General features: G+C 68.3%; 24 protein-coding genes and 1 pseudogene. 13 read left to right on the forward strand and 12 right to left on the reverse strand.

Going from position 1 to position 23,712, the window contains the following annotated elements:
* The first annotated feature begins 127 nt into the window (after positions 1-127).
* Positions 128-286 (forward strand): PmrA, encoded by a 159-nt coding sequence (locus ACFVT5_RS30055; RefSeq protein WP_389894469.1) that lies wholly within the window; start codon positions 128-130, stop codon positions 284-286.
* A 92-nt stretch (positions 287-378) separates the two neighbouring features.
* Here ACFVT5_RS30055 and ACFVT5_RS30060 read toward each other — a convergent pair whose 3' ends face one another.
* Genes ACFVT5_RS30060 through ACFVT5_RS30080 form a run of 5 tightly spaced genes read right to left on the reverse strand, consistent with a single transcriptional unit; the run spans position 379 to position 3,178 of the window.
* The gene (locus tag ACFVT5_RS30060) at positions 379-882 is read right to left on the reverse strand and encodes a GNAT family N-acetyltransferase (RefSeq protein WP_389894471.1); all 504 of its coding nucleotides are present in this window, start codon (positions 880-882) and stop codon (positions 379-381) included.
* A gap of 45 nt (positions 883-927) precedes the next feature.
* Positions 928-1,881 carry an endonuclease/exonuclease/phosphatase family protein gene (locus ACFVT5_RS30065; protein WP_389894473.1) on the reverse strand — a complete coding sequence of 318 codons (954 nt, stop codon included), beginning with the start codon at positions 1,879-1,881 and terminating at the stop codon, positions 928-930.
* Positions 1,882-1,896: 15 nt separating this feature from the next.
* A complete protein-coding gene (locus ACFVT5_RS30070) occupies positions 1,897-2,298 on the reverse strand; it encodes a DUF6302 family protein (RefSeq protein ID WP_389894475.1) in 402 nt (133 codons plus the stop codon).
* Positions 2,295-2,684 (reverse strand): DUF6415 family natural product biosynthesis protein, encoded by a 390-nt coding sequence (locus tag ACFVT5_RS30075; RefSeq protein ID WP_389894477.1) that lies wholly within the window; start codon positions 2,682-2,684, stop codon positions 2,295-2,297. The genes ACFVT5_RS30070 and ACFVT5_RS30075 overlap by 4 nt, the downstream gene beginning before the upstream one ends.
* Positions 2,681-3,178: an ATP-binding protein gene (locus ACFVT5_RS30080; RefSeq protein WP_389894479.1), complete on the reverse strand. Its 498-nt coding sequence runs from the start codon at positions 3,176-3,178 to the stop codon at positions 2,681-2,683. Before ACFVT5_RS30080 ends, ACFVT5_RS30075 begins: the two co-directional genes overlap by 4 nt.
* Before the next feature lie 368 nt (positions 3,179-3,546).
* On the opposite strand from ACFVT5_RS30080, the gene ACFVT5_RS30085 reads away from it, so the two are divergent.
* The 5 genes from ACFVT5_RS30085 (at position 3,547) to ACFVT5_RS30105 (ending at position 7,023) form a co-directional block, all read left to right on the forward strand.
* A complete protein-coding gene (locus ACFVT5_RS30085) occupies positions 3,547-4,338 on the forward strand; it encodes a helix-turn-helix domain-containing protein (RefSeq protein WP_389894481.1) in 792 nt (263 codons plus the stop codon).
* Positions 4,339-4,342: 4 nt separating this feature from the next.
* On the forward strand, positions 4,343-4,576 hold the full coding sequence (locus ACFVT5_RS30090; protein ID WP_389894483.1) for a DUF397 domain-containing protein: 234 nt from the start codon (positions 4,343-4,345) through the stop codon (positions 4,574-4,576).
* A gap of 35 nt (positions 4,577-4,611) precedes the next feature.
* Positions 4,612-4,836, forward strand: coding sequence for a DUF397 domain-containing protein (locus ACFVT5_RS30095; RefSeq protein ID WP_389894485.1), 225 nt, complete (start codon positions 4,612-4,614; stop codon positions 4,834-4,836).
* 105 nt (positions 4,837-4,941) lie between these two features.
* Complete coding sequence (locus tag ACFVT5_RS30100; RefSeq protein WP_389894487.1) at positions 4,942-5,550, forward strand: HAD-IA family hydrolase; 609 nt, start codon at positions 4,942-4,944, stop codon at positions 5,548-5,550.
* A 498-nt stretch (positions 5,551-6,048) separates the two neighbouring features.
* Positions 6,049-7,023, forward strand: coding sequence for an SGNH/GDSL hydrolase family protein (locus tag ACFVT5_RS30105; RefSeq protein WP_389894489.1), 975 nt, complete (start codon positions 6,049-6,051; stop codon positions 7,021-7,023).
* Between the two features lie 130 nt (positions 7,024-7,153).
* Here ACFVT5_RS30105 and ACFVT5_RS30110 read toward each other — a convergent pair.
* A pseudogene (locus ACFVT5_RS30110) lies at positions 7,154-7,565 on the reverse strand (IS5/IS1182 family transposase); the annotation flags it as partial.
* Between the two features lie 227 nt (positions 7,566-7,792).
* Here ACFVT5_RS30110 and ACFVT5_RS30115 point away from each other — a divergent pair.
* From ACFVT5_RS30115 to ACFVT5_RS30125, 3 genes are all read left to right on the forward strand, one after another.
* Positions 7,793-8,530: a helix-turn-helix domain-containing protein gene (locus tag ACFVT5_RS30115; RefSeq protein WP_389894491.1), complete on the forward strand. Its 738-nt coding sequence runs from the start codon at positions 7,793-7,795 to the stop codon at positions 8,528-8,530.
* A 312-nt stretch (positions 8,531-8,842) separates the two neighbouring features.
* Complete coding sequence (locus tag ACFVT5_RS30120) at positions 8,843-9,079, forward strand: hypothetical protein (protein ID WP_389894493.1); 237 nt, start codon at positions 8,843-8,845, stop codon at positions 9,077-9,079.
* 438 nt (positions 9,080-9,517) lie between these two features.
* Positions 9,518-10,099, forward strand: a complete 582-nt coding sequence (locus ACFVT5_RS30125; protein WP_389894495.1) for a GNAT family N-acetyltransferase — start codon at positions 9,518-9,520, stop codon at positions 10,097-10,099.
* Positions 10,100-10,289: 190 nt separating this feature from the next.
* Here the strand turns inward: ACFVT5_RS30125 and ACFVT5_RS30130 are convergent, their stop codons facing one another.
* A complete protein-coding gene (locus ACFVT5_RS30130; protein WP_389894497.1) occupies positions 10,290-11,315 on the reverse strand; it encodes a 6-phosphofructokinase in 1,026 nt (341 codons plus the stop codon).
* 286 nt (positions 11,316-11,601) lie between these two features.
* Between ACFVT5_RS30130 and pta the strand changes: the two genes are divergently transcribed.
* The 3 genes from pta to pyk all read left to right on the forward strand — a co-directional run bounded on the left by pta (position 11,602) and on the right by pyk (position 16,624).
* Complete coding sequence (gene pta / locus ACFVT5_RS30135; RefSeq protein ID WP_389894499.1) at positions 11,602-13,677, forward strand: phosphate acetyltransferase; 2,076 nt, start codon at positions 11,602-11,604, stop codon at positions 13,675-13,677.
* A gap of 45 nt (positions 13,678-13,722) precedes the next feature.
* Positions 13,723-15,003 (forward strand): acetate kinase, encoded by a 1,281-nt coding sequence (locus tag ACFVT5_RS30140; RefSeq protein ID WP_389894501.1) that lies wholly within the window; start codon positions 13,723-13,725, stop codon positions 15,001-15,003.
* Between the two features lie 190 nt (positions 15,004-15,193).
* The gene (pyk, locus tag ACFVT5_RS30145; protein WP_389894503.1) at positions 15,194-16,624 is read left to right on the forward strand and encodes a pyruvate kinase; all 1,431 of its coding nucleotides are present in this window, start codon (positions 15,194-15,196) and stop codon (positions 16,622-16,624) included.
* A 156-nt stretch (positions 16,625-16,780) separates the two neighbouring features.
* Here pyk and ACFVT5_RS30150 read toward each other — a convergent pair whose 3' ends face one another.
* From ACFVT5_RS30150 to ACFVT5_RS30165, 4 genes are all read right to left on the reverse strand, one after another.
* Entirely contained in the window at positions 16,781-17,986 is a 1,206-nt protein-coding gene (locus ACFVT5_RS30150) for a hypothetical protein (protein WP_389894505.1), read from the reverse strand.
* A gap of 91 nt (positions 17,987-18,077) precedes the next feature.
* A complete protein-coding gene (locus ACFVT5_RS30155; RefSeq protein ID WP_389894507.1) occupies positions 18,078-18,629 on the reverse strand; it encodes a DUF6114 domain-containing protein in 552 nt (183 codons plus the stop codon).
* Positions 18,630-18,763: 134 nt separating this feature from the next.
* Entirely contained in the window at positions 18,764-19,381 is a 618-nt protein-coding gene (locus ACFVT5_RS30160; protein WP_389894509.1) for a DUF6230 family protein, read from the reverse strand.
* 650 nt (positions 19,382-20,031) lie between these two features.
* A complete protein-coding gene (locus ACFVT5_RS30165; protein WP_389894511.1) occupies positions 20,032-21,009 on the reverse strand; it encodes a tetratricopeptide repeat protein in 978 nt (325 codons plus the stop codon).
* A 255-nt stretch (positions 21,010-21,264) separates the two neighbouring features.
* On the opposite strand from ACFVT5_RS30165, the gene ACFVT5_RS30170 reads away from it, so the two are divergent.
* Positions 21,265-21,879: a TetR/AcrR family transcriptional regulator gene (locus ACFVT5_RS30170; RefSeq protein WP_389894513.1), complete on the forward strand. Its 615-nt coding sequence runs from the start codon at positions 21,265-21,267 to the stop codon at positions 21,877-21,879.
* Between the two features lie 22 nt (positions 21,880-21,901).
* On the opposite strand, the gene ACFVT5_RS30175 is transcribed toward ACFVT5_RS30170, so the two are convergent.
* Positions 21,902-23,602 (reverse strand): methylmalonyl-CoA mutase, encoded by a 1,701-nt coding sequence (locus ACFVT5_RS30175; RefSeq protein WP_389894515.1) that lies wholly within the window; start codon positions 23,600-23,602, stop codon positions 21,902-21,904.
* Between the last annotated feature and the right edge of the window lie 110 nt (positions 23,603-23,712).

The raw sequence follows: 23,712 nt of genomic DNA on the forward strand, positions 1-23,712 counted from the left end.
AGTTTCCGCATGGCGTCAGCCTCCTGTGAGTCGGTATTCGGCGTACAGACCAGCACGGCGCGCAAAACTCATCGGTCAGGCCACACTGCCGCAGTAAATACCGGATTTACTGCGGCGGAGCCGTGCATTGACACACGATGCGGAGGACGGCACGTCCACGCCGATGCTGCTGGCCCGCTCCCGCCATGCCTCCGTCCGTTCGCTGGAACGCTACGCCCGTCCCGGAGTCGATGCCGTCGCCCGTCATGTCGCCGAGCGTGACCCCGCCGCACATCGCCGGACGTGACGGCCCTCCGGCTTCGAGCTTGTCGACGTCCGCCCGGTCGGCCGGCAGAAGCGCATTCCCTGGTCAGTGAGGCCCAGGGACGCGACCCCGGGTCACAGCAGTGAGCGGGTGAGCCATACCACTTCGCCGTTGTCTTCCGTGGATACGTGATCGCGCTCGAAGTCGAGCTTCTCCAGGACACGGAGCGACGGTGTGTTCCACGCACCGACGGTCGACCAGAGCCGTTTCCGCCCGGTCGCGATGGCGGCATCGAGCACCGCGCGGGCCGCCTCGGTGGCGTAGCCACGCCCGTGCGCGCGCTGGAACAACTCGTACGCGATTTCAGGCTCCTCCAGGGTGGAGCGGCCGATGATCAACCCGCAATAACCGATGAAGTCGCCTTCGTCACGGCGCTGGATGGGCAGCAGGGCAATTCCCGTCGTCGCCGTCGCAGCGAGGAGTTCCGCGATGGACGTCCGGATGTGCTCAACCGTGGGCGTCCCGTTGCCGCGTTCGGAGAGGAGGGCACAGAACTCAGCGGCGTCCGACTCGACCCACGGCCGCAGAATCAGCCGCTCGGTCTCAAGGTGGAACGACATCGTCTCGTACGTAGACATGGGCCCTACTCTCCCCCATGGGTCACCACGAGCTACGGCTGGCCGTCACGTCGCCGTCTGCTCGATCCGGTGGTTGAGGACGTCCGTGAGGTAGTCGGCGTCGAGCGTGAGGCGGACGATGTGGTGGTCCGAGATGTCTGCCGGGACCTCGATGACGTCCACGTCGGTGACTGCGCCGAGTAGGGCGGCGGAGGTGTAGACGCGGTCGATTCGGGCGTCCGGGCCATGTGTTGCGCAGGCGTTCACCGTGTGGGACACCGCGTCGTCCGTGCCGCCTTCCGTCGTCGCCCAGTGGCGGGCGACGTCCTCCAGGCCCGCTGTGCGCAGCACCTCGTCGGGGCGCGTGTCCATCACCCGTGTGCCGTCGGGGCCGTAGTGCGAGCGGTGAAGGCGGTGTGGCTGGTCGGCGATGGCCTTCAGTTCCGGCAGCGGTACGTCGCCCTCCACCCCCGGCACCGGGTACGAGTTGTTGTCGCCGGCCATGAGCGCGGGCATCCGTACCGTTTCACCGTCCGGCCTTGTCCACTTCTTGTCGGCCCACACGGTGAGCCATTCGGTTTCGGCGAGTCGGTTCGCCGACGAGGCGTAGTTGAGGTGGTACGAGGCCACCGCGATCGGCATGGACTGGCGGCCCGCCGGTGTGAACCGAAGGGTGAGCGCGGTCGGCGGGAGCAGCCACATGGGGCCGGTCAACGGCCACTCCCGCACCGGCCGGAACGTGGCGGGGTCGGCGAAGACCGCGGTGCAGGCACCGGGACCGAGCCAGCCGCGCATACCTAGCACGTCCTCCAACTCGTACATGATCTCGTTGCCGTTGGCGTCCGCTCCCCACATCTCCTGCCGTAACACGAGGTGCGGGTCGAGAGACGCCAGTACCTCGTGGGCGTGGACGCGCATGGACTCGTCGCCCGCGCCGTTCCGCTCGTAGTTCCAGGACAGCACGGTGATGTGCCCGTTCTTGCTGTTCTTACTGTTCCTACTGCTGCGCTCGTTGCTCATGACTTTGTGGCTCCTTCATTTCGTGTATCCGTAGAAACGGACCCGCTCGGGGTGGCCTATCGGCAGGTCAGGGGCGCGGGCTCCCCACTCGACCAGCCAGGCGTCCACGCCCGTTGGGCGGATCAGGCGGACACGCGGTACGGGGAATCCGGCGCGCCCTATCAGTGCCGTGCGGGCGGCCAGCGCCACCGTCACGGAGGCCCCTATGTCTATGAATCCGCCGCGCCGACATCCGCCTACCGGCACCGCCAGCAATGGGACCCGGTAGACGCGGACGGCGATGCTCCCGTTCAGCAGGTCGATGTCGTGAAGGCGGGAGGCGACGAACTCGTAGTCGTAGGCTTCGTGGGCTGGTAGCACGTCGATCGCCAAGGGCTGGACGCCGCTCGGACCGCCGTCAGCGGGTGGCGCGCTCACGGCATCTCCTCCAGCAGCTCATCGAGCAGTCCCGCCACGGTCACGGCGAGGCGCCGCAGATATCCGAGTGCCAGGGTGAACTCGTGCGGAACCCGCTCTTCCAAGAGGCCACGAGAAGCCTCGACCGTCCCGGGACTCACCCCACTGTTCGTCTGCCGCGCCACACACATCACCCGGCGGAAGACTGTGTGGAGGCGTGGGGTCAGCTCCGCGATGTCGGCTGCGGTCAGGTCGGCGTACGGGCCGAGCACGGCCTCAAGGTCTTCGAACACCTCGTCGGCCACGGGCACTTCGGGTGACTCCAGCAGGAACCGTTCTCTCATTTTGGCCAGGATCACGGCCGTGACCCGGCGGTCGGCCCGGCGCACTGGCGTGGCCGTCGTCATCGGTTCGTCCCCGTGGGCCTGGTGAGAACGCACCAGGTGGCCGTGCCGTCCGCGCTCACTCCCCAGGAGGTGGCCAACGCGTCTACCAGGAACATCCCTCGGCCGTTCTCGTCATCGCATCCGGCGGTACGGACCTGGGGCAACTGGGAGGAACCGTCGCGCACTTCCAGGACGAGGAACTCCGTTCCGATGACGAGCCGGAAGGCGACCTCGGGGCCGGTGCCGTGCCGTAAGCCGTTCGTGACGAGTTCGCTGATCAGTAACTCTGCGTCGTCAACGAGGTCCGAAAGTCCCCACGCGGACAGCTTTTTGGCCCCGATCCGACGGAGGTCTCCGACCCGGACAGCGGTCGAACTCGACACGTCCGGGGCACCGGTTACGTACCCGCGTTCGATGGAAAGGGAGAGGTCTTCCAGGATGGCCGGCACGGGGTCCGACGGGTCCGCGAAGCGCAGTATCGCGACAATCTCCGGGCCCAGAGTGGTGACACCCATGCCTCGTTCCTCCGCAGGTCAGAGGGGCAGCGCGAGAGGGAACCCGCCTAGCCCGTAGATCGGATTCACCACTTCACCGCCCGCGATCACGCCGACCCAACTACCGTGACGGGTGGGCTGGTTCACCTGCAACCGGATCTGTGTTGAAAATTCGGCGTGGACGAAAGTGGACTATGCGCGAGCCTGCACAAGGGGCTGTCGGACCGGAGCACGAGGTGCAACTCTCCGCACACGCCACCGCGAGATCGGCACAGGAACACAAGGAGGGCGCACAAGTGGCAGCGAAGCGTGGGGCGACCGGTAGGCGCCTCGAACTCGGGCTCCGGTTACGGGGCATCCGAGAGAGCATCTTGGTCAACGGCAAACCGATGACCCGCAAGCAGGCCATACAGGGCACCAAACTCTCGGAGGCCGCACTCCAGCGCATCGAGACGGGAAGTCTCAACTTCCGCAACGTGGGCGACCTGAAGAAGCTCTTGGCCAAGTACGGGGTGGACGACGAAGAAACCATCGAGACGTTCGTCGACCTGAACCGCGATGCGACCAGCCACGACTGGGTGACGCAGTACCGAGGCCACATGCTGCCCGCGATGCAAGGCTTCGTGGGTATCGAAGCCGAGGCCGAGGAGATCCGGGCCTATCACCCGCAGATCATCCATGGGCTGCTCCAGACCAAGGCATACGCTCAGGCGATCTTCGAGATCGAGAAACCGCTCCAGGAGACCACCAGCGAGTTCATCCACTACAACGTGGCGCTGCGTATGGAACGCAAGCAGCGGGTGCTGACCCGCGAGCCCAAGCCGGTCAAACTCTGGGTCATCCTGGGCGAGGCGGGCCTGCGAAGCACCGTCGGTGGTGCGGACGTCATGCGTGAGCAGTACGCAGAAATCACGAGGCTGTCCGCACTCGGCAATGTCAAAATCCAGGTGTTGCCCATCAACGGTCTGGGGTACCGCGCGACTAACGACCTGGCCATCCTCGAACTGGGTGCTGGGCTGCCCCCGATGGTGCAGGTGGACAACCCCTGGGGGGCGGTGTCAACGTCGGACAAGCCCGGCGAGGTAGCACGGTTCACCAGGCGGTTCGACTACATGATCGCCTCGGCCCTTCCGCCCGAGGACACACCGGATTTCATGCAACGACTGGCAGGAGAGTTGTAGAGCCATGAACACTCACATCCCCGCCTCTGAGCTGGCCCCCGAAGATGCCTGGTACAAGTCGTCGTACAGCAGCGGCTCGGGCAACAGTTGCGTCGAGATTGCCAGCCGACTCCAGAGGCATGCCGACATCCTCGTGCGAGACTCGAAAGACAAGCACGGCCCGGCCATGCACATCAGTCGGGCTGGGTGGGACGGACTCTTGGATTTCGTCCGCACGAACGAAGGTGACTCGGCCTGACCTGAACCGTGCTCGACTCCAAAGGTATGGAGGCGATGGATACTCACATCCCAGCCCCTGAGCTGGCACCCGAAGATGCCTGGTACAAGTCGTCCTACAGCGACAGCACAGGCACCAACTGCGTCGAGATCGCCGACCTCACCGCTACCCACGGAGTGCTCGGTGTTCGCGACTCCAAGGATCCGAGCGGCCCAGCCCTACGGTTCGGCCCGGCCGAATGGTCCTCCTTCGTCGGCCTCATCCGCACCGGCAAGGTCTGAGCGGTCACGAACTCCGGCCGCACGCAAGCCGATGGCCCTCCTCCGGCGATGACCATGAGGGGAGGGCCATCGGTATTCGCCAGGCAGGAAATTGAAGGAGTTGCCGTGTCCTACCGTGGATTGATCCTCGACTTCGGCGGGGTCCTCACCACCCGTATGAAGCTCAACGGGGACGCCTTCGAGAAGTCCGAAGGGCTCGCACCCGGCACCTACTTCGCCGCTCTGGGCCGGCACCCGGAGGGGATCCGCGTCTACGCCGACCTGGAGGTGGGGCGCGCCACCCAAGACGATTGGAACCGGGTCATCGGCGGCATCCTGGGAATCGACCCCACCGACCTGATGCGACGGGCGCTCGCCAACTTGCGCCCCGAACCGGTGATCGTAGACGCGGCCAGGCGGGCCCGTGACGCCGGAATCAGGACCGCCCTGCTGTCCAACAGCTTCGGCCTGGAGCCGTTCAATCCGTACGAGGAGCTGGGCATACTCGGCGACTTCGACGCGGTGATCCTCTCCGAGCTGGAACGGGTGCGGAAGCCCTCCCCCGCCATCTACCAAAGGGCCCTCGACGACCTGGAGTTGACCGGACCCGAGTGCGTCTTCGTGGACGACCACGCCCCGAACCTGCCCCCGGCCGAGGCACTGGGCATCACGACGATCCACCACACGGACCCCGACGCCACGGCAACCCAACTGAACGCCCTGTTCAGTCAGTAGGCAACCAAGACGGAACTGGCCGGGGCGCATCCGCACACAGTGACCCTTTCCCGGTAACCAGTCGCCGCTCGCTGTGATCGCCGCTGCCTCCGTGTCCCTGCTGTCTCCAAGTCCGGGCAACCGTAGGGCCCCTGGTAGGAACGATCTTGCGACAGAAGGATCCGGCCGAGGGGCCTCACGGGCCGACCAGTGTCACATACACCGCCGTGCTCGATGTCCGACGTTTCACCGCCGAGCACCTGTCGGCGAGGTCGCCGCCTGACTCCCCGACATCACCCCGTCCGCGATGGCAAAGTGACCGGTGACCTGGTGCTGCTGATCGGCACCTCGGCGTGGGCGGAGTTCGCCGGTGCGGTGAGGTTGCCTGCTTTGGTATGGAAAGACGACCTATTCGGACCTGCTACCGATGCCATGATCGGCACCCTTAGTATCCGTATGGCTACCCGACGTAGGGGGTCGCTGTCCTGTCAATCACCGTGTCCTGACGGAGGTTTCAGCATGCCCCGATTCCGTAAGAAGCTGGCGGGAGCCGCAGTAGCCGCGGCTCTCTGCCTGCTCGGCGCCGGCGCGTCATCGTCCGCCCCGGCCGCAGCAGCAGGCAGCTTGCAGTGGGTCGCGCTCGGTGACTCCTACACCGCCGGCGCCATCCCCGCAGCGGGCGACACCTTCGAGGAACCCCGCGACGGCTGTCAGCGCACCACCGAGTCCTACCCCGAGGTCATCAGGCGGGACCTGGGCTCGCTGGTCCACCTACGCAACGTCAGCTGCGGCAACGCGACCATCGCCGACGTCTACCGCGAAGAGCAGACGCCGATCGGTTACGAGCTGCACATCCCCGGCGTGATCGACAAGCACGACCCCGACTACCCCTTCGCTCCGGTCCCCCCGCAGATCGACGCCCTGTCCCCCTCCACCGACCTGGTCACCGTGGGTGTCGGCGGCAACAGCCTCGGCTTCGGCGAACTCCTTGGCAAGTGCATCGAGCTCGGTCCCCAGGGATCCGTCGGCTCCAGCCCCTGCAAGGACCACTTCGAGGCGAGCATGCCAACCCGCCTTGAGACCGTCCGCGCCGAGTACGACCGGATGCTGACGGCGATCCACGCGAAGGCACCCTTCGCCAAGGTCATCACCGTCGGCTACCCGACGGTCATCCCCGACGACCCCGCCAACTGCCTGTACGGCAACCTCCTGCAGTTCTCCACCATCCGCCACGCGGATCTGAACTGGCTGCGGAAATCGGCTCTTGAGCCGCTCAACGCCGTCATCCAGCAGGTCACCGCCGCGCACGGCGACCGTTCCGTCGACATCTACTCCTCCAGCAAGGGCCACAGCGTGTGCGCTCCCGGCCAGCAGAAGTGGGTGGAAGGCATCCTGCAGCGCCTCCAGCCCCCGACCTGGGCCCTCGTCCACCCCAACGCCCGTGGCCAGGCCAACGCCGCTGCGCAGGTCGAGGACGCGATCCTCGGCGGCTGACCGTCGTACGCCGGACAGCTTGAGGCGTCCGCCGCACCCTCCGGTGGGTTGCGGCGGACGCCGCGTTTCACCCGACCTTGTGCAACTCCCCGTCCGTGAACACCGCGACATCACTTGGTCCATTCGCCTCTTCTTGGTCCAGCCGCTGACGGCTGGCCCATTCGATCGGCCAGCCGTCCGGAGTGGAAATGACCTGTACGTTCCCGCCGTGACGGCGGTGCTTCCCGCACCACCACAGGTCCGCGCCATTGGGCCCGGGGGAGCGTACGGACTACGGTGCCGTCCAGGTTCAGGTGCGTCAGTCCGGCTGTTTTCGCCCGCTCCAGCGCGGTGTGCAGATCCGGCGCCCCGGCCGCCAGGGCGGTCAGTCCTTCGTGCAGGTATCGGTAGGCGGTGGAGGACGACAGGCCGTTGTCACGGGCGAGTTGGGCCAGGCGGGTGCCGTCAAGGAACCAGCGCAGGATGAGCACGGCCTGCCGGAAACAGCCCAGCGCACGCCGTCCCCGGCGAGTGCCGATCGCCGCACGGTGGTCGCGCAGCAGCCGGGCCGGATCCTTCTGTCGCAAGATCGTTCCTACCAGGGGCCTTACGGTTGCCCGGACTTGGAGACAGCAGGGGCACGGAGACAGCGGCGATCACAGCGAGCGACGACCGGTTACCGGCAAAGGCTCAGTGTGCGTAACCGGCACACCATGTGCGCCCGTACGCCCTACCGGCCCCTGCACGACGCCGCTACCGTCGTCCCTCCCGTCGGTACGCAGGAGTTCCCATGGGCCACAGCACGCAGGACTTAGGGGCCGTCATCCGCGGCGCCCGCATCGCCCTCCGCCTGACGCAGAAACAACTCGGCCGCATGGTCGGCTACTCGGCGTCGGCGATCTCCCGGATCGAGGGCAACAAGATGCGGCTGGACTCCCACGTGGTGCCCCGCATGTCCATGGCGCTGGGCATCCCGCCCGGGTGGCTGAGCGGTGCAGGTGTGGCCGAGGGACCCACGATCGCTACGGTGGCCACCGGGTGTATGCCGGATGAGGAGGATGCGGTGCGTCGCAGGGAACTACTGACCGGGACACTGGCAGTCGGGGCAACGGCCATCGTCGGTACAGGCACAGCGGCAGCACTGCCGACCTCCGACCTGGAGGATGTCATTTTCAGACTGCCGAGCGCCGAACCGGTACCCCTTGCGTCCCTGGTGTCCCAGACCGCCGCCGCGCGCCAGACGTTCACCGCCGCACGCTACGGCGACCTCGGCCGTACGCTGCCCGTCCTGCTCGCCACTGCCGAGGCGACGAGGGATGCCGCCGGCGGCCGGGCGCGTCAGCAGGCGTCCGCCGTACTCGCCCGCGCGTATGTGCTGGGCGCGGAACTCGCCTCGAAGCAGCATTCCGACGCGGCCTGGGTCGCGGCCGACCGCGCCCTGTCCGCCGCGCGAGCCAGCGGCATGCCGGTCCCCGTAGGAGAGGCATCCCGCGTCCTGGCGATCACCATGCGCCGGTCCGGCCGCTGATCCTCCGCCGTACACCTCCTCACCCGCCGGGCAGCCGAACTCGACACCACCGAGGCACGGACCGCAGCCGTACGAACCACGCTGCTGCTCACCGCCGCGTACTCGGCGGCGGCCGGAAGAGACCGTGCGACAGCGCTCGCCCTGCTCGATGAGGCCGCGGAAGATGTCGAGCGCTGTTCTGAGACGCCCGGCGGCCTGTTCACGGTCGACGCCACCCGCACCCAGGTCGACGTCTACCGCATCGGTGTCCTCAACACCCTCGGCACCCCCGATGAGGGCGTTCAGATCGCAGCCGGCCTCAACATCGACTGCGTGCCCACGGCCGAGCGCCGCGCGCGGGCCTGGACCGACACCGCTCGCATGTGGCACGCCCTGGGCGACGGACAGCAGACTTTCGCCGCCCTGCGCCATGTCGACCAGGCGGCACCGCAGGAGGCACGACGCCCGGCTCTCAGGGCGTTGACGTCAGACCTTCTGTACGGACCCGCCCGAGTCCAGGGCCTTCGCGAGTTCGCCGTACGCACGGGGGCGCTGGTCGGAGAACCGTGATCGACAACCCGCGCTCCGGCGACCGAGGAATACCCGAACCAAGGCCGACGGCCACATCATTTCCGTCCCGGTCGGCGGCCCGATCCGGCACTGAGGTCGCCGCCCGCGTTCGCCTCGCCGGGACCAGGGGCCGCACGTGATGTACCGGCGCCCCTGAGTGGATCGGGGTGTCCGCGAGGGATCTTCGGTGAGTCACCGCGTTGCGCGGTCACCTTGAGCAACTGCTCGCCGAGCAGGGCCGGCTCGGGGCCGTCATCGCCACGGTCAGGCGCACCATCTCGGAGCTGGAATCGACGCAAGGAGGCCGACCATGCCCACGGTCAACCGCCGTACCGTTCGGGTACATCGCGCCACGGCGCCCCAGCCCGGGTCCGCCACCACCGAGGCACGTCACAAATCGATGGCCGAGCGTGCGAGCGAGCGTCAGAATCACCGTCCATGGAACCTGTCTCACTGACGACACAGCGCCTGCTCCTACGCCCGCACGGCCCCAGCGACGAGGACGCTGTCTTCGCCGCTTGCCAAGATGCCGACATTCAGCGGTGGACGGACTTTCCCCATCCGTACGAACGTCAGCACGCTTCCTTCTACTTGCGCGAACTGGTGCCACGTGGCTGGCACGACGAAACGATGTACCACTTCGCGGTGGAGGACCAGGAAAGCGGAGAGCTGGTGGCATCCGTCAATGTGCATCGCCACGCTGACACATGGGGGATCGGGTACTGGACCGTGGCAGAGCATCGAGGTCGAGGCTATGCGACGGAGGCGGTGCTCGCCCTGGCCACGTGGTCCTTCACGGAACGAGGAGTCCAGCGCCTTGAGTGGAGAGCGGAGGCGGGGAACTGGGCCTCCTGGGCCGTGGCAGAGAGGGTCGGCTTCGTCAGAGAAGGCACCCTGCGTGCGGCGCAGGCCAGCAGGAACAGCCTCAGGGACACTTGGATCGGCGCTCTCCTGCCCACCGACCTCGGTCTCCCCTTCGCCCTCCCATACTGCCCCGCACAGAGCGATCTTCCAGGGTGACGCACAGGCGTCCGCAACCCAGAGCCGCCAGAGCGAGGTGCCCCAGGCGCGGCACCCCAGGCCCCGTCCAGCACTCTCGCAACAGGCCCGAGGCGTTCTGTCCCGGGAGGTCGTGATCCCTCCCGGGATTCGTCCCCGTGATCAACGAGCTCCTGCAAGCACCCGGTTGATCACAACCTCGAACAAGGCCCTAGAAAACCGACTCCGCCTCGTCCATCCGGTCCTTCGGGACCGTCTTGAGTTCCGTGGTCGCCTCGGCCAGCGGCACCATCGTGATGTCGGTACCGCGCAGCGCCGTCATGCGGCCGTGGTCGCCCCGGTGGGCGGCCTCCACCGCGTGCCAGCCGAAGCGGGTCGCGAGGACCCTGTCGTACGCGGTGGGTGTGCCGCCGCGCTGGACATGGCCGAGGATGACCGGCTTGGCCTCCTTGCCGAGGCGCTCCTGGAGTTCGAAGGCGAGCGCGGTGCCGATGCCCTGGAACCGCTCGTGACCGAACTGGTCGATCTCGCCCTTCTGGTAATCCATGCTGCCCTCCACCGGGTGGGCACCCTCGGCGACGCAGATCACCGCGAACTTCTTGCCCCGCGCGAACCGCTCCTCGACCATCTCGACCAGGTCGGCCGGGTCGAAGGGCCGCTCGGGCAGACAGATGCCGTGCGCGCCCGCCGCCATCCCGGACTCCATCGCGATCCACCCCGCGTGCCGGCCCATGACCTCGACGACCATCACCCGCTGATGGGACTCGGCGGTGGTCTTGAGCCGGTCCATCGCCTCCGTCGCGACGCCGACGGCGGTGTCGAAGCCGAAGGTGCGGTCGGTGGACGAGATGTCGTTGTCGATGGTCTTGGGGACACCGACCACCGGCAGCCCCGCGTCGGCGAGCATCCGCGCCGCGGTCAGGGTGCCCTCGCCGCCGATCGGGATGAGCACGTCGAAGCCGATCTCGCCGGCCAGGTGAACGACGTTCTCGCAGGCCGCGCGGAACCGGTCGCGCTCCAGGCGTGACGAGCCGAGGATGGTGCCGCCCCTGGCGAGGATGCCGCTGACCGCGTTCAGGTCGAGATGCTGGTAGCGGCCGTCGAGGAGTCCCGCGTACCCGTCCTCGAAGCCGATGACGTCGTCGCCGTAGTGCGTGACGGCGCGGTGCACGACCGACCGGATCACTGCGTTCAGGCCAGGACAGTCGCCGCCTGCGGTGAGAACTCCGATACGCATCGTGCTGTGTCTCCTGCTCGCTGGTCACTTGGTCTGCTGACGGTCCCGATGAGCCGGTCCGATTGTTTCACGGCACCCCGGCCGTCGCCGATTCCGTCCCCTGACGGACCCCCGTTGTTCGGCGGGCGTTTAAACGATACGCGCAGGTATTGTCAAGAGGGCCCGACAGCGACCATACGGGAACACGTGTACGAAAACCCGAAGACCCGCATACGACGACCCCCGCACGAAAGCCCCCGTACAAAGACCCCCGTACAACAACACACCTACGAAACGGAGAGCACGCGTGACGCGGAGCGTGTACGTGACCGGGATCGACCGGGGCGACGGCCGTCAGGTCGCCGAGCTGGGGGTCATGGAACTCCTGACCCGCCAGGTCGACCGCGTCGGGGTGTTCCGCCCCCTCGTCCATGACGGACCGGACCGCCTCTTCGATCTGCTGCGCGCCCGCTACCGGCTCTCGCAGGACGCGTCCACCGTGTACGGCCTCGACTACCACGAGGCATCCGCGCTCCAGGCCGAGCGCGGCACCGACGAGCTGGTCTCGACGCTGGTGGACCGCTTCCACCGGGTGGCCCGCGACTACGAGGTCGTCCTCGTGCTCGGCACCGACTTCGCGGCCACCCAGCTCCCCGACGAACTGGCGCTGAACGCCCGCCTCGCCAATGAGTTCGGCGCCTCCGTGCTCGCGGTCGTCGGCGGCCGTGGCCAGAACGCCGAGTCCGTACGCGCCGAGGCCCGCAACGCGTACCGCGCTTACGAGGTCCTGGGCTGCGACGTCCTCGCGATGGTCGTCAACCGGGTCGCCCCCGAGGACCGCGACGAGATCCACGAGCGGCTGGAGTCCCGGCTTCCGGTGCCCTGCTGGGTGCTGCCCGACGAACCCGCGCTCGCCGCGCCGACCGTCGCGCAGATCACCCACGCGCTCGGCGGCGAGGTGCTCCTCGGCGACGACTCGGGCCTCGCCCGTGACGCGCTCGACTTCGTGTTCGGCGGCGCGATGCTGCCGAACTTCCTGAACGCCCTGACCCCGGGCTGTCTCGTCGTGACCCCCGGCGACCGCGCCGACCTCGTGGTGGGCTCGCTCGCCGCGCACAGCGCCGGCACGCCGCCGATAGCCGGCGTGCTGCTCACCCTCGGTGAGCGGCCCAGCCCGGAGATCCTGACCCTCGCCGCCCGGCTCGCCCCCGGGACGCCGGTGGTGTCCGTCGCCGGGACCAGCTTCCCGACGGCCACCGAACTCTTCGGCCTGGAAGGCAAGTTGAGCGCGGCGACCCCGCGCAAGGCGGAGACCGCGCTCGGCCTGTTCGAGCGGTACGTCGACACCGCCGACCTGCTGAAGCGGGTGTCGGCGCCCAGCAGCACCCGGGTCACGCCGATGATGTTCGAGCACAAACTGCTGGAGCAGGCCCGTTCCGACCGGCGCCGGGTCGTCCTTCCCGAGGGCTCCGAGGAGCGGGTGCTGCGCGCCGCCGATGTCCTGCTGCGGCGCGGGGTGTGCGATCTGACCCTGCTCGGGGATGTCGAGCAGATCCGCAAGAAGGCCGCCGACCTCGGCGCCGACCTCGCGGACGCCCAGCTCATCGACCCGCAGACCTCGGAGCTGCGGGACCATTTCGCCGTGCTCTACGCCGAGCTGCGGGCGCACCGGGGCGTGACCGTCGAACTCGCCTACGACGTGGTCGCGGACGTGAACTACTTCGGCACGCTGATGGTCCAGGAGGGCCTGGCCGACGGCATGGTGTCGGGCTCGGTGCACTCCACGGCCGCCACCATCAGGCCCGCGTTCGAAATCATCAAGACGAAGCCCGACGCGTCGATCGTGTCGTCGGTGTTCTTCATGTGCCTCGCCGACAAGGTCCTCGCGTACGGCGACTGCGCGGTGAACCCGGATCCGGACGCCGAGCAGCTCGCCGACATCGCCATCCAGTCGGCCGCGACCGCCGAACGGTTCGGCGTCGAGCCCCGGATCGCGATGCTGTCGTACTCGACGGGCACCTCGGGCTCCGGCGCGGACGTCGACAAGGTCCGTGACGCCACCGCGCTGGTGCGTACGCGCCGACCGGATCTGATGATCGAGGGCCCGATCCAGTACGACGCGGCCGTGGAGCCGACCGTCGCGGCGACCAAGCTGCCGGGCTCGAAGGTCGCGGGACAGGCGAGTGTGCTGATCTTCCCCGACCTCAACACCGGCAACAACACGTACAAGGCCGTGCAGCGGTCGGCGGGCGCCATCGCCGTGGGGCCCGTGCTCCAGGGGCTGCGCAAGCCGGTCAACGACCTCTCGCGCGGCGCGCTCGTGCAGGACATCGTCAACACGGTCGCCATCACGGCGATCCAGGCCCAGACCCCCTCCGACTGACCGCCCCCCGACCATCACCTCAGCAGAACAGAAGGCACCCCACCCGTGACCGAGCACCGCGTGGCGCACCGCGTCCTCGTCCTCAACTCCGGCTCCTCGTCGCTGAAGTACCAGCTGCTCGACATGCGCGACAGCTCCCGGCTCGCGGCCGGTCTGGTCGAGCGCATCGGCGAGCACACCTCGCGTCTGGTGCACACGCTGTTCGTGGACGGCGCCGAGCGGCGGGAGCGCACCGGACCGATCGGCGATCACGACGCGGCGCTGAAGGCCGTCGCCGACGAGTTGGCGGCCGACGGGCTCGGTCTGGACTCGCCGGAGCTGGCGGCGATCGGTCACCGGGTGGTGCACGGCGGCCGGCAATTCACCGAGCCGACGGTCGTGGACGACGCCGTACTCGCCGAGATCGAGCGGCTGATCCCGGTGGCGCCGCTGCACAACCCGGCGAACCTCACCGGCATCCGCACCGCGCGCGCCCTGCGCCCCGATCTGCCGCAGGTCGCCGTCTTCGACACCGCGTTCCATACGACGATGCCGGAGTCGGCGGCCCGGTACGCGATCGACGTGGAGACCGCCGACGCCCACCGCATCCGCCGCTACGGCTTCCACGGCACCTCGCACGCGTACGTCTCGCGCCGCACGGCCGCCCTCCTGGGCAAGGAGCCGTCCGAGGTGAATGTGATCGTGCTGCATCTGGGCAACGGCGCGTCGGCGTCGGCGGTGCGCGGCGGGGTCTGTGTGGACACCTCGATGGGCCTGACGCCCTTGGAGGGCCTGGTGATGGGTACGCGCTCCGGGGACATCGACCCGGCGGTCGTGTTCCATCTGAAGCGGGTCGCGGGGATGGCGACCGACGAGATCGACGACCTGCTGAACAAGCGCAGCGGCCTGGTCGGGCTCTGCGGCGACAACGACATGCGGGAGATCCGCCGCCGTATCGACGAGGGCGACCGGGCGGCGCAACTCGCCTTCGACATCTATGTGCACCGACTGAAGAAATACATCGGCGCCTATTACGCGGTACTCGGCCGGGTGGACGCGCTGGTGTTCACGGCGGGTGTCGGTGAGAACGCGGCGCCGGTACGGGAGGCTGCCGTGGCGGGCCTGGAGCAACTGGGCCTGGTGGTCGACGGCGGGCTCAACTCCGCACGGGACGGCGGGGAGCGGCTGATCTCGCCCCCGGGCGCCCGGGTCGCCGTCGCCGTCGTGCCGACCGACGAGGAACTGGAGATCGCCACGCAGACCTATGCCCTCGTGCACGGGAAGTTGGCCACCGTTTGCGCAGTTCCCCGCGCCCCTGACGGGGCACGACCCCGAACGCGCCCCTGAAAGGGGCGCGGGGAACTGCGCGACCGGCCACGGAGGGCCCGCACTGTGGAGCGGCTGAGCGCCACGGAGCACGCCCGCGCACGCTCCCGACCCGGGCCGCGCACGCCCTCTACTGAGCACAGTCCCGCCCATTTGTATCTTCCGCCAGACGGAATATTCCGTAGCGAAACAAACCGATAGGATCCGCCCTATGCGCCGTTCCAAAATCGTCTGCACGCTGGGCCCCGCCGTCGACTCGTACGAGCAGCTGAAAACGCTCATCGAGGCCGGAATGAATGTGGCCCGTTTCAATATGAGCCACGGATCCCACGAGGAGCACAAGGCGCGGTACGAGCGCGTCCGCCAGGCCGCCGGGGACACCGGCAGGGCCGTCGGCGTCCTCGCCGACCTCCAGGGCCCCAAGATCCGTCTGGAGACCTTCGCCGAGGGTCCCGTCGAGCTGGAGCGCGGTGACGAGTTCGTCATCACCACCGAGGACGTCCCCGGCGACAAGTCGATCTGCGGCACCACCTACAAGGGCCTGCCCGGCGACGTCCAGAAGGGCGACGCGGTCCTCATCAACGACGGCAACGTCGAGCTGAAGGTCACGTCCGTCGACGGCACCCAGGTCCGGACCATCGTCATCGAGGGCGGTGTCATCTCCGACCACAAGGGCATCAACCTGCCCGGCGCCGCGGTCAATGTGCCCGCGCTGTCCGAGAAGGACATCGACGACCTGCGGTTCTCGCTGCGCATGGGCTGCGACATGGTCGCGCTCTCCTTCGTCCGGGACGCCGACGACGTCAAGGACGTCCACAAGATCATGGACGAGGAGGGCATCCGGGTCCCCGTCATCGCCAAGGTGGAGAAGCCGCAGGCGGTCGCGAACATGCTGGACGTCGTGATGGCGTTCGACGGTGTGATGGTGGCCCGCGGTGACCTGGCCGTCGAGTACCCCCTCGAAAAGGTCCCGATGGTGCAGAAGCGGCTCATCGAGCTGTGCCGCCGCAACGCCAAGCCGGTGATCGTGGCGACCCAGATGATGGAGTCGATGATCACCAACTCCCGTCCCACGCGCGCCGAGGCGTCCGATGTCGCCAACGCCATCCTGGACGGCGCGGACGCGGTGATGCTGTCCGCCGAGTCGTCGGTCGGCGCGTATCCGATCGAGACGGTCAAGACCATGTCGAAGATCGTCGTCGCGGCCGAGGGCGAGCTGCTCTCCAAGGGCCTTCAGCCGCTGGTGCCCGGCAAGAAGCCACGTACACAGGGCGGTTCGGTGGCCCGCGCGGCCTGTGAGATCGCGGACTTCCTGGACGGCAGGGCCCTGATCGCCTTCACCCAGTCCGGTGACACGGCCCGCCGCCTTTCCCGTTACCGCGCGGCCCAGCCGATCGTCGCCTTCACCACCGATGAGTCGACCCGCAACCAACTGACGCTGAGCTGGGGCGTGGACGCCTATGTCGTCCCGCACGTCGACAACACCGACGCGATGGTGGAGGTGGTCGACGCCGAACTGGTCAAGCTGAACCGCTTCAACGACGGCGACATCGTCGTGATGACCGCCGGTTCGCCCCCCGGCGTGGCCGGCACCACCAACATGGTCCGCGTCCACCACCTGGGCGGCGGCGAGCGGGCCTGACCGGTCCCCGGCCCGTTTCCGCGTACGACACTCTTCGCGTACGACACCGAGGGCGCCCCCTGCGACAGGGGGCGCCCTCGGTGTTTCTGCGGCTCCCGGAAAGGTCTGGTGTCCTGACGGGCCGGTTCCGCGCTTCAGCCGGTGAACGACCGGTCGTCAGCCGGTGATCGACTGGTGCAGTCCCGGAATGGTCAGATCCCCGCCGAACTGGCCGGCCTGAATGATCTTGACCTTGGTGAAGTACGCGATCGGGATGTCGAGCGGCGGCGGGTGCTCGGGGTCGAACACGATCGGGATCAGCCCGAAGAGGTTGCCTTCGAGGCGTTCCGTGTACATCGTCACGCGGCCGTTGCGGATCGTGGACGTGGACCCCTTGGCGGCCTGGACGTGGTACCTCTTGCCGCCGGGACCGTCCACGATCTGGTGCAGGTCGCCGATGTCGACGCCGTCGTCCGCGGTGAACTTCAGCGCCTGCTTGGTCTGTCCGTTGGGCATCGTCAGATTCACGACGCCCACGTAGTCGAGGCCCTTGAGCAGCAGCGAGCTGGCTTCCAGGTTCCACGGCTGGTTCGGAATGGTGGCCGGGGGCCGCTCGGCGTCGCCCGCGACCTTGTCCTCGACCACGCAGGGGAACGGCTTCTTGCCGTTCTCGTCCGGTGCCAACGGGTCGGACGCGCTCGGCGTGGGCGTCGGTGTCGCCGACTCCTTGGCCTGGTCCGCCGTGTCCTTGGCGGCGTCGGCGGCGTCCTTCGCGGCGTCGGTGACCTTGTCGACCGTGTCCTCGACCGGCTTGGTCACCTTGTCCAGGCCGCCCCCGTTGTCCTGCGGGTCGTCCTTGGTGTCCTTGGCGGGCGCGCTCGCCGACGGGGTCGGGGTCGGGCTCGCCGACTTCTTGTCGCCGGGCGTGAGCAGGTCACTGATGGCGTCGCCGAGGCCCAGCGGGTCGAGCGGGTTCGTCGTCTTGGACGGCGAGGGGCTCGGCGCGGGGTCCTTGGCTCCGGACTCGGCCGGCGCGGACGGCTTGGGCGTGGGGCTGGTGTCGCCATCGGAACCGGAACCTGAATCCGGGTCCGACGGACCGCTCGACGGACCACCCGACGGATCACCTGACGCACCGCCAGACGACGGCGAAGGCGTGGGCGTGGCCCCGTCCTTGGCGTCGTCCTTGCCGGTGTCGTCCTTCTGGTCCTTCTTGCCGTCCGCCTTGCCCGCCTCGTCGGGCGCCGTGACACACGGGCCGTCCTGGAACGGGTTCTTGGGCAGCGGCTTGGCCTGCGCCAGTGTGGGGGTGAGGCCCATTCCCATGAGGACGGCGGTCGGCATCGCGGCGATGGCTATCGCCTTGCCCGCGGGAACGTGCAACCGGGTCAGGAAAGGCTTCTTGGGCGCGGCGTGCCGCGGCCCGGTTCTCGCACGGGACTCACCTCCCGTGTCCGTCCCGTGGTGCACCTCGTCAGCCGGCACGGTGCCTCCCGTTCGTCCCGTCGTTCGGGCTCGTTCCTGACAGATCGCCGGGCTCGCCGCCCAGGCCGTTCACTGCCCCGGCGGTCGCGGGCTCCGGGTCGATGCCGGTGGCGGTGTGCTTCGCGAGCGGCTCCGGCGCCTCGTCGCTGCCGGGGGCCCAGGAAAGGCTGAGGGCGCCGCCGATCAGGGCGAGCAGGAAACCTATGACGAAACCACCGAAGTTGGAGACGACCAGGGAGACCAGGGCGAGCAGGATGGCGGCCACACCCGCGAAGATCCGCGAGTGTTTCTGGTACCACATGGTCAGGCCGAGCACGACCAGCAGCACGCCGATGATGAGCGAGCCGGCGCCGGTCGGCGTCCCCATCCGGATCGTCAGGGTGCCGAGCGTGAGGTTCGCGTACGGGAAGTACATGATGGGAATGCCGCCCAGCAGCGTCAGCAGACCACCCCAGAATGGGCGCTGACCGCGCCACCCTCGGAACGATCGGCGCATCCGGCCGAGCCTGTCGCCCAACCCTGTGTGCGCTTCGGCGCTCATGTCGTACAGCTCCTCGGGTATGGCGTTGGTTCTGTGATCGTGCGGATGCGGGCACGGGGACGGCCCGGGAAGTGACCCGTGCGCCCCCGCGCCCGGCCGTTCAGCACGGCGAGTGCCTCAGGGCGCCGAAACGCCTAGTAGCACTCGTGCTTGCCCTTCTGGACCTTCATACTGAGGCCGGAGAGCTTGAAGGTGCCGGCGGTGGTCGCCCACGCACGCTGCTTGACGTCGGTGAACGTCACCGACTCGGCCTGCTGCGCGAACGAGTCGGGGACGTACCTGTCGCCCTTCGACGGGCCGGGGCCCTTCGTCGTGCTGTCGACCGACACGCCGATGTCGACCTTGTTGAAGGTCGCGTTGGCCTGAAGGTCGTCGGCGTCGATGTAGAGCTTGTTGGCCTCGACCTTGGGGCCACCGGGCTTGCCGGCCGTGAGCGTCATCGACACGTCGCCGAAGACCGGCACCGGGACGACGACCGACTGGCACAGGTTGGTGATCGTGGCGTCCTCAAGGCCCACGACGGCCACCGGGTGGGCACCGGACTTACCGGTGTCCAACGACCCGTACTGAACGAATCCGGTGCCGTCCAGACGGTCGGCACTCACCTTGAACTGCTGACCCGACACACTGAACGATGCCGCGAGCGCACCCTGCGAGAGTGCGACACCTATCGCGGCGGTCGCCGCGACACTGGGCACCATGACAACGGCGAACCGCTTCCATCTGGTTCCGCCACGAGCCACGGACTCCATGATTTCCTCCTTCTCGGACGTACATCTCCGGCCCTGACTGGCCATCTGCGGCTCAGCCGGGCTGGGATGGGAGAAGTGCTACGTCCTCGGGAAGGAGAGCGCCCGCTTCTCGGTGGCGCTGACGCGCCCGATCACCGGCGATCACCCCCGAGCGACAACCACTGGGTCGCGCCTGAACGCATCACGCACAACCTCCGGACAGGCTCCGTCGCTTGGACGGAGACCCCCCTGCCCAAGACCGGCGCCAGGTGCCGCCGGCCTACTCGGTGGGGACCCAGAAACCCCGGGCCCGACTGGTGTGCCGGGTGGGGGGAACGGACCGAGCGTCGCCGATGGTGGTGCATTCTCGGCGCCCGCACAAGGGGGTTCGTTACTCGCTAGTAACGGCCGGATAACCGAACCACGACGGGCGGGCGTCAACTGGCGACACAGGGTTGCCCTCACCCCAACGTCACATCGGGCGATCCATGGGCGAATGCGGACACAATCCTGGCCTCGTCTTACTGGAAGTAACACGAGCCTCCTTTACCAAGTTTTGGTAAAGGAGGCTTCGGTGCCAAGAGTCGACGAATCTTTCACCCGGGCATCACATGCCCCAGTGTTTACGGACTGGTCAACGCCCGCCCGCCGCGGCGAAAGGACACCGACGGTCAGAACAGCGCCCGCGCCAGGGCCTTGCGCGCCGTGGCCACGCGGGGATCGTCCGCGCCCACCACCTCGAAGAGTTCAAGAAGCCGCAGCCGTACGGCGTCCCGGTCGTCGCCCGCCGTGCGCCGCACGGTGTCCACGAGCCGGCCGAAGGCGTCCTCGATATGACCGCCCATGAGATCCAGGTCGGCCGCGGCGATCTGCGCCACCGCGTCGGCGGGCCGGTCGGCCGCGTCCTTGCGGACCTGCTGCGGGTCCATCCCCTGCACACGCTGCATCAACTCGGCCTGCGCGAGCCCGAGTTTGGCCTCCGGGTTGCCCGGGTCGTCGGCCAGCACGTTCTTGTACGCCTGCACGGCACCGCCCAAGTCGCCCGCGTCCAGCGCCTGCTGGGCGGCGTCGAGCAACGCGTCGTACGGCCCGACGGGCTCTTCGGCGGGCGCGGCGTCGGCCACCTGGCCCTCGGCGTCCGGGTCGACCGTCAGACCGGTCAGCCCGAAGCGCTCTTCAGAGACCTGGATGAGCTGGTCGAGCGTCCCGCGGATCTGCGCCTCCGGGGCCGCGCCCTGGAAGAGGGGCAGCGCCTGGCCGGCGACCACCGCGAAGACGGCCGGGATGCCCTGGATCCCGAACTGCTGCATCAGCATCTGATTGGCGTCGACGTCGATCTTGGCGAGGACGAACCGGCCGTTGTACTCGGCCGCCAGCCGTTCCAGGACGGGGCTGAGCTGCTTGCACGGCTCACACCACTCGGCCCAGAAGTCGATGACGACGGGCACTTCGGCGGAGAGCTGAATGATGTCTCGCTCGAATCCCGCCTCGTCGACATCGATCACGAGGCTCGACGGGGAGACCGCGCCGCCCCCGCCCTGTCTGACCGTCTCGGCGCGCGCCTGCTCCGCCTTCGCCTTGGCCTCCTGGGCCGCCTTCACCGCGGCGAGGTCGACGACTCCGCTCATGGACATGTTCCGTGGCTGCATGAGTACATCCTCCCCCCTCCGCGCGCGGCTGCGAAAAGCCCGGTGCCGGGGTCCCCACCTCGGCGCCCACATATGGTTGTCACTCGACTGTTCACAGGGTGACCGGTACGGGGACGTCCACCCCGCACACGATTACGCTACGGGCCGTAGCGTAATCGACGACGCCCGCCGCGTCGCCCCCTTATCGGTGATCTCTCTCACGAACCTCCGCACGACCCCGCGCCGCGTTCCCTACTGGCCGGTATGGTCAGGTTCATGCAGAGCCGCATCCCGTCCACCGCCCGTACGGGCCGTCCGCGCAGCGCCGCCACGGATGCCGCGATCCTGGAGGCGACGCGCGTCGCCCTGGTCGAACTGGGCTGGTCGAAGCTGACGATGGGGGACGTGGCCACCAGGGCCGGGGTCGCCAAGACCACGCTCTACCGGCGCTGGGCGGGCAAGAACGAACTCGTCGTGGACGCGGTGGCGGAACTCTTCGACGAGCTGGAACTCCCGGACCGGGGCAGCCTGTCGGCGGACATCGAGGGCGTCGTCCTCCAGTTCGCGGCACTCCTGAACCGCCCGGAGGCCAAGACGGCACTGATGGCCGTCATCGCCGAGTCGACCCACGACGAACCCTTGCGGGAACGCATCCGCACATCGATCGTGGAGCGCCAGAAACGCCTGGTCCTCCAGGGCCGCGCCCGCGCCCAGGCCCGCGGCGAACTCCCCCTGGAACAGGACCCGGAAACAGCCTCCCGCACGGCCGACCTGATCTTCGACGTAGCAGCGGGAGCGGTGGTGCACCGCACCTTGGTCAGCGCAGAACCGGTGGACGAGGACTGGGTCCACAGATTCACGGCCCTACTCCTGACGGGCCTCCAGGGCTAAAGCTCCCATCTGTGAACCAACCTCAGAACCCGGGCGGCTCCGTATAGGTCCCCCACTCCTCACGAAGCGCGTCACAGATTTCCCCCAGGGTCGCCTCAGCCCGCACCGCGTCCAACATGGGCGGAACCATGTTCCCCGAGCCCCGCGCAGCGGCAAGCATCGCCTGCAAGGCAGTACGGACGGCCCCCTCATCCCGCCCCGCCCGACGCGCCGCGAGCCTCCGTACCTGCTCCCGCTCCACCTCATGACTGACCCGAAGAATCTCCAGATCCCCGGTCACAGACCCATGGTGGACATTCACCCCCACCACCCGCTTCTCCCCCTTCTCCAACCCCCGCTGATACCGGAACGCCGACTCCGCGATCTCCCCGGTGAACCACCCGTCCTCGATCCCCCGCAGAATCCCCGAGGTCATCGGCCCGATGGGATGCCGCCCATCGGGCCGCGCCAGCGAACCCCGCTCCCGGATCTGCTCGAAGATCCTCTCCGCGTTTGCCTCGATCCGATCCGTCAACTGCTCCACGTACCAGGCACCGCCCAGCGGATCGGCGACATTGGCGACCCCGGTCTCCTCCATGAGCACCTGCTGGGTCCGCAGCGCGATCTCGGCGGCCTGAGCGGACGGCAGCGCCAGGGTCTCGTCCAGGGCGTTGGTGTGCAGCGAGTTGGTGCCGCCGAGCACCGCGGCAAGGGCCTCCACGGCCGTCCGTACGACGTTGTTGTACGGCTGCTGCGCGGTCAGCGAGACACCCGCCGTCTGGGTGTGGAACCGCAGCGACTGCGCCTTGTCCGTCCGCGCCCCGTACACATCGCGCAGCCAGCGGGCCCAGATCCTGCGCGCCGCGCGGAACTTGGCGATCTCCTCGAAGAAGTCGAGGTGCGCGTCGAAGAAGAAGGACAGGCCGGGCGCGAAGACGTCCACGTCCAGACCGCGGCTCAGCCCCAGCTCCACGTACCCGAAGCCGTCCGCCAGCGTGTACGCCAGCTCCTGCGCGGCCGTCGCCCCCGCCTCACGGATGTGGTAGCCGGAGACCGACAGCGGCTTGTACGCGGGGATGCCCGACGCGCAGTGTTCCATCAGGTCGCCGATCAGCCGCAGATGGGGCTCGGGCTGGAACAGCCACTCCTTCTGGGCGATGTACTCCTTGAAGATGTCGGTCTGGAGCGTGCCGTTGAGGACGGCCGGGTCCACGCCCTGCCGCTCCGCCGCGACCAGGTACATGCAGAAGACGGGGACGGCCGGGCCGCTGATCGTCATCGAGGTCGTGACGTCGCCGAGTGGGATATCCCGGAACAGGACCTCCATGTCGGCGGCCGAGTCGATCGCGACACCGCAGTGGCCGACCTCGCCGAGCGAGCGCGGGTCGTCCGAGTCGCGGCCCATCAGCGTCGGCATGTCGAAGGCGACGCTCAGCCCGCCACCGCCGGCCGCGAGGATCATCTTGTACCGCTCGTTCGTCTGCTCGGCGTTGCCGAAGCCGGCGAACTGGCGGATGGTCCAGGTACGGCCCCGGTAGCCGGTCGGATACAGACCGCGCGTGAAGGGGTACTCGCCGGGCCAGCCGATCCGCTCGAAGCCCTCGTAGGCATCTCCGGGCCGGGGCCCGTAGACGGGCTCCACGGGGTCACCGGAGAGCGTGGTGAAGTCCGCCTCCCGCTTGACCGAGGCGTCGTACCGGGCCTGCCAGCGTCGGCGGCCCTCTGCGATGGCGTCAGCGTCCATACCATCGAATTTACTAGGACGTCAAAGTAAACGTCGACAGCACACCGCCGCGAGCCGTACTCGCGGCGGCGAACGTCAGACGGAGGTCAGACGAAAGTCAGAGGGGCGTC

This window comes from Streptomyces sp. NPDC058001 (genome assembly GCF_042886315.1).
Lineage (GTDB): Bacteria > Actinomycetota > Actinomycetes > Streptomycetales > Streptomycetaceae > Streptomyces.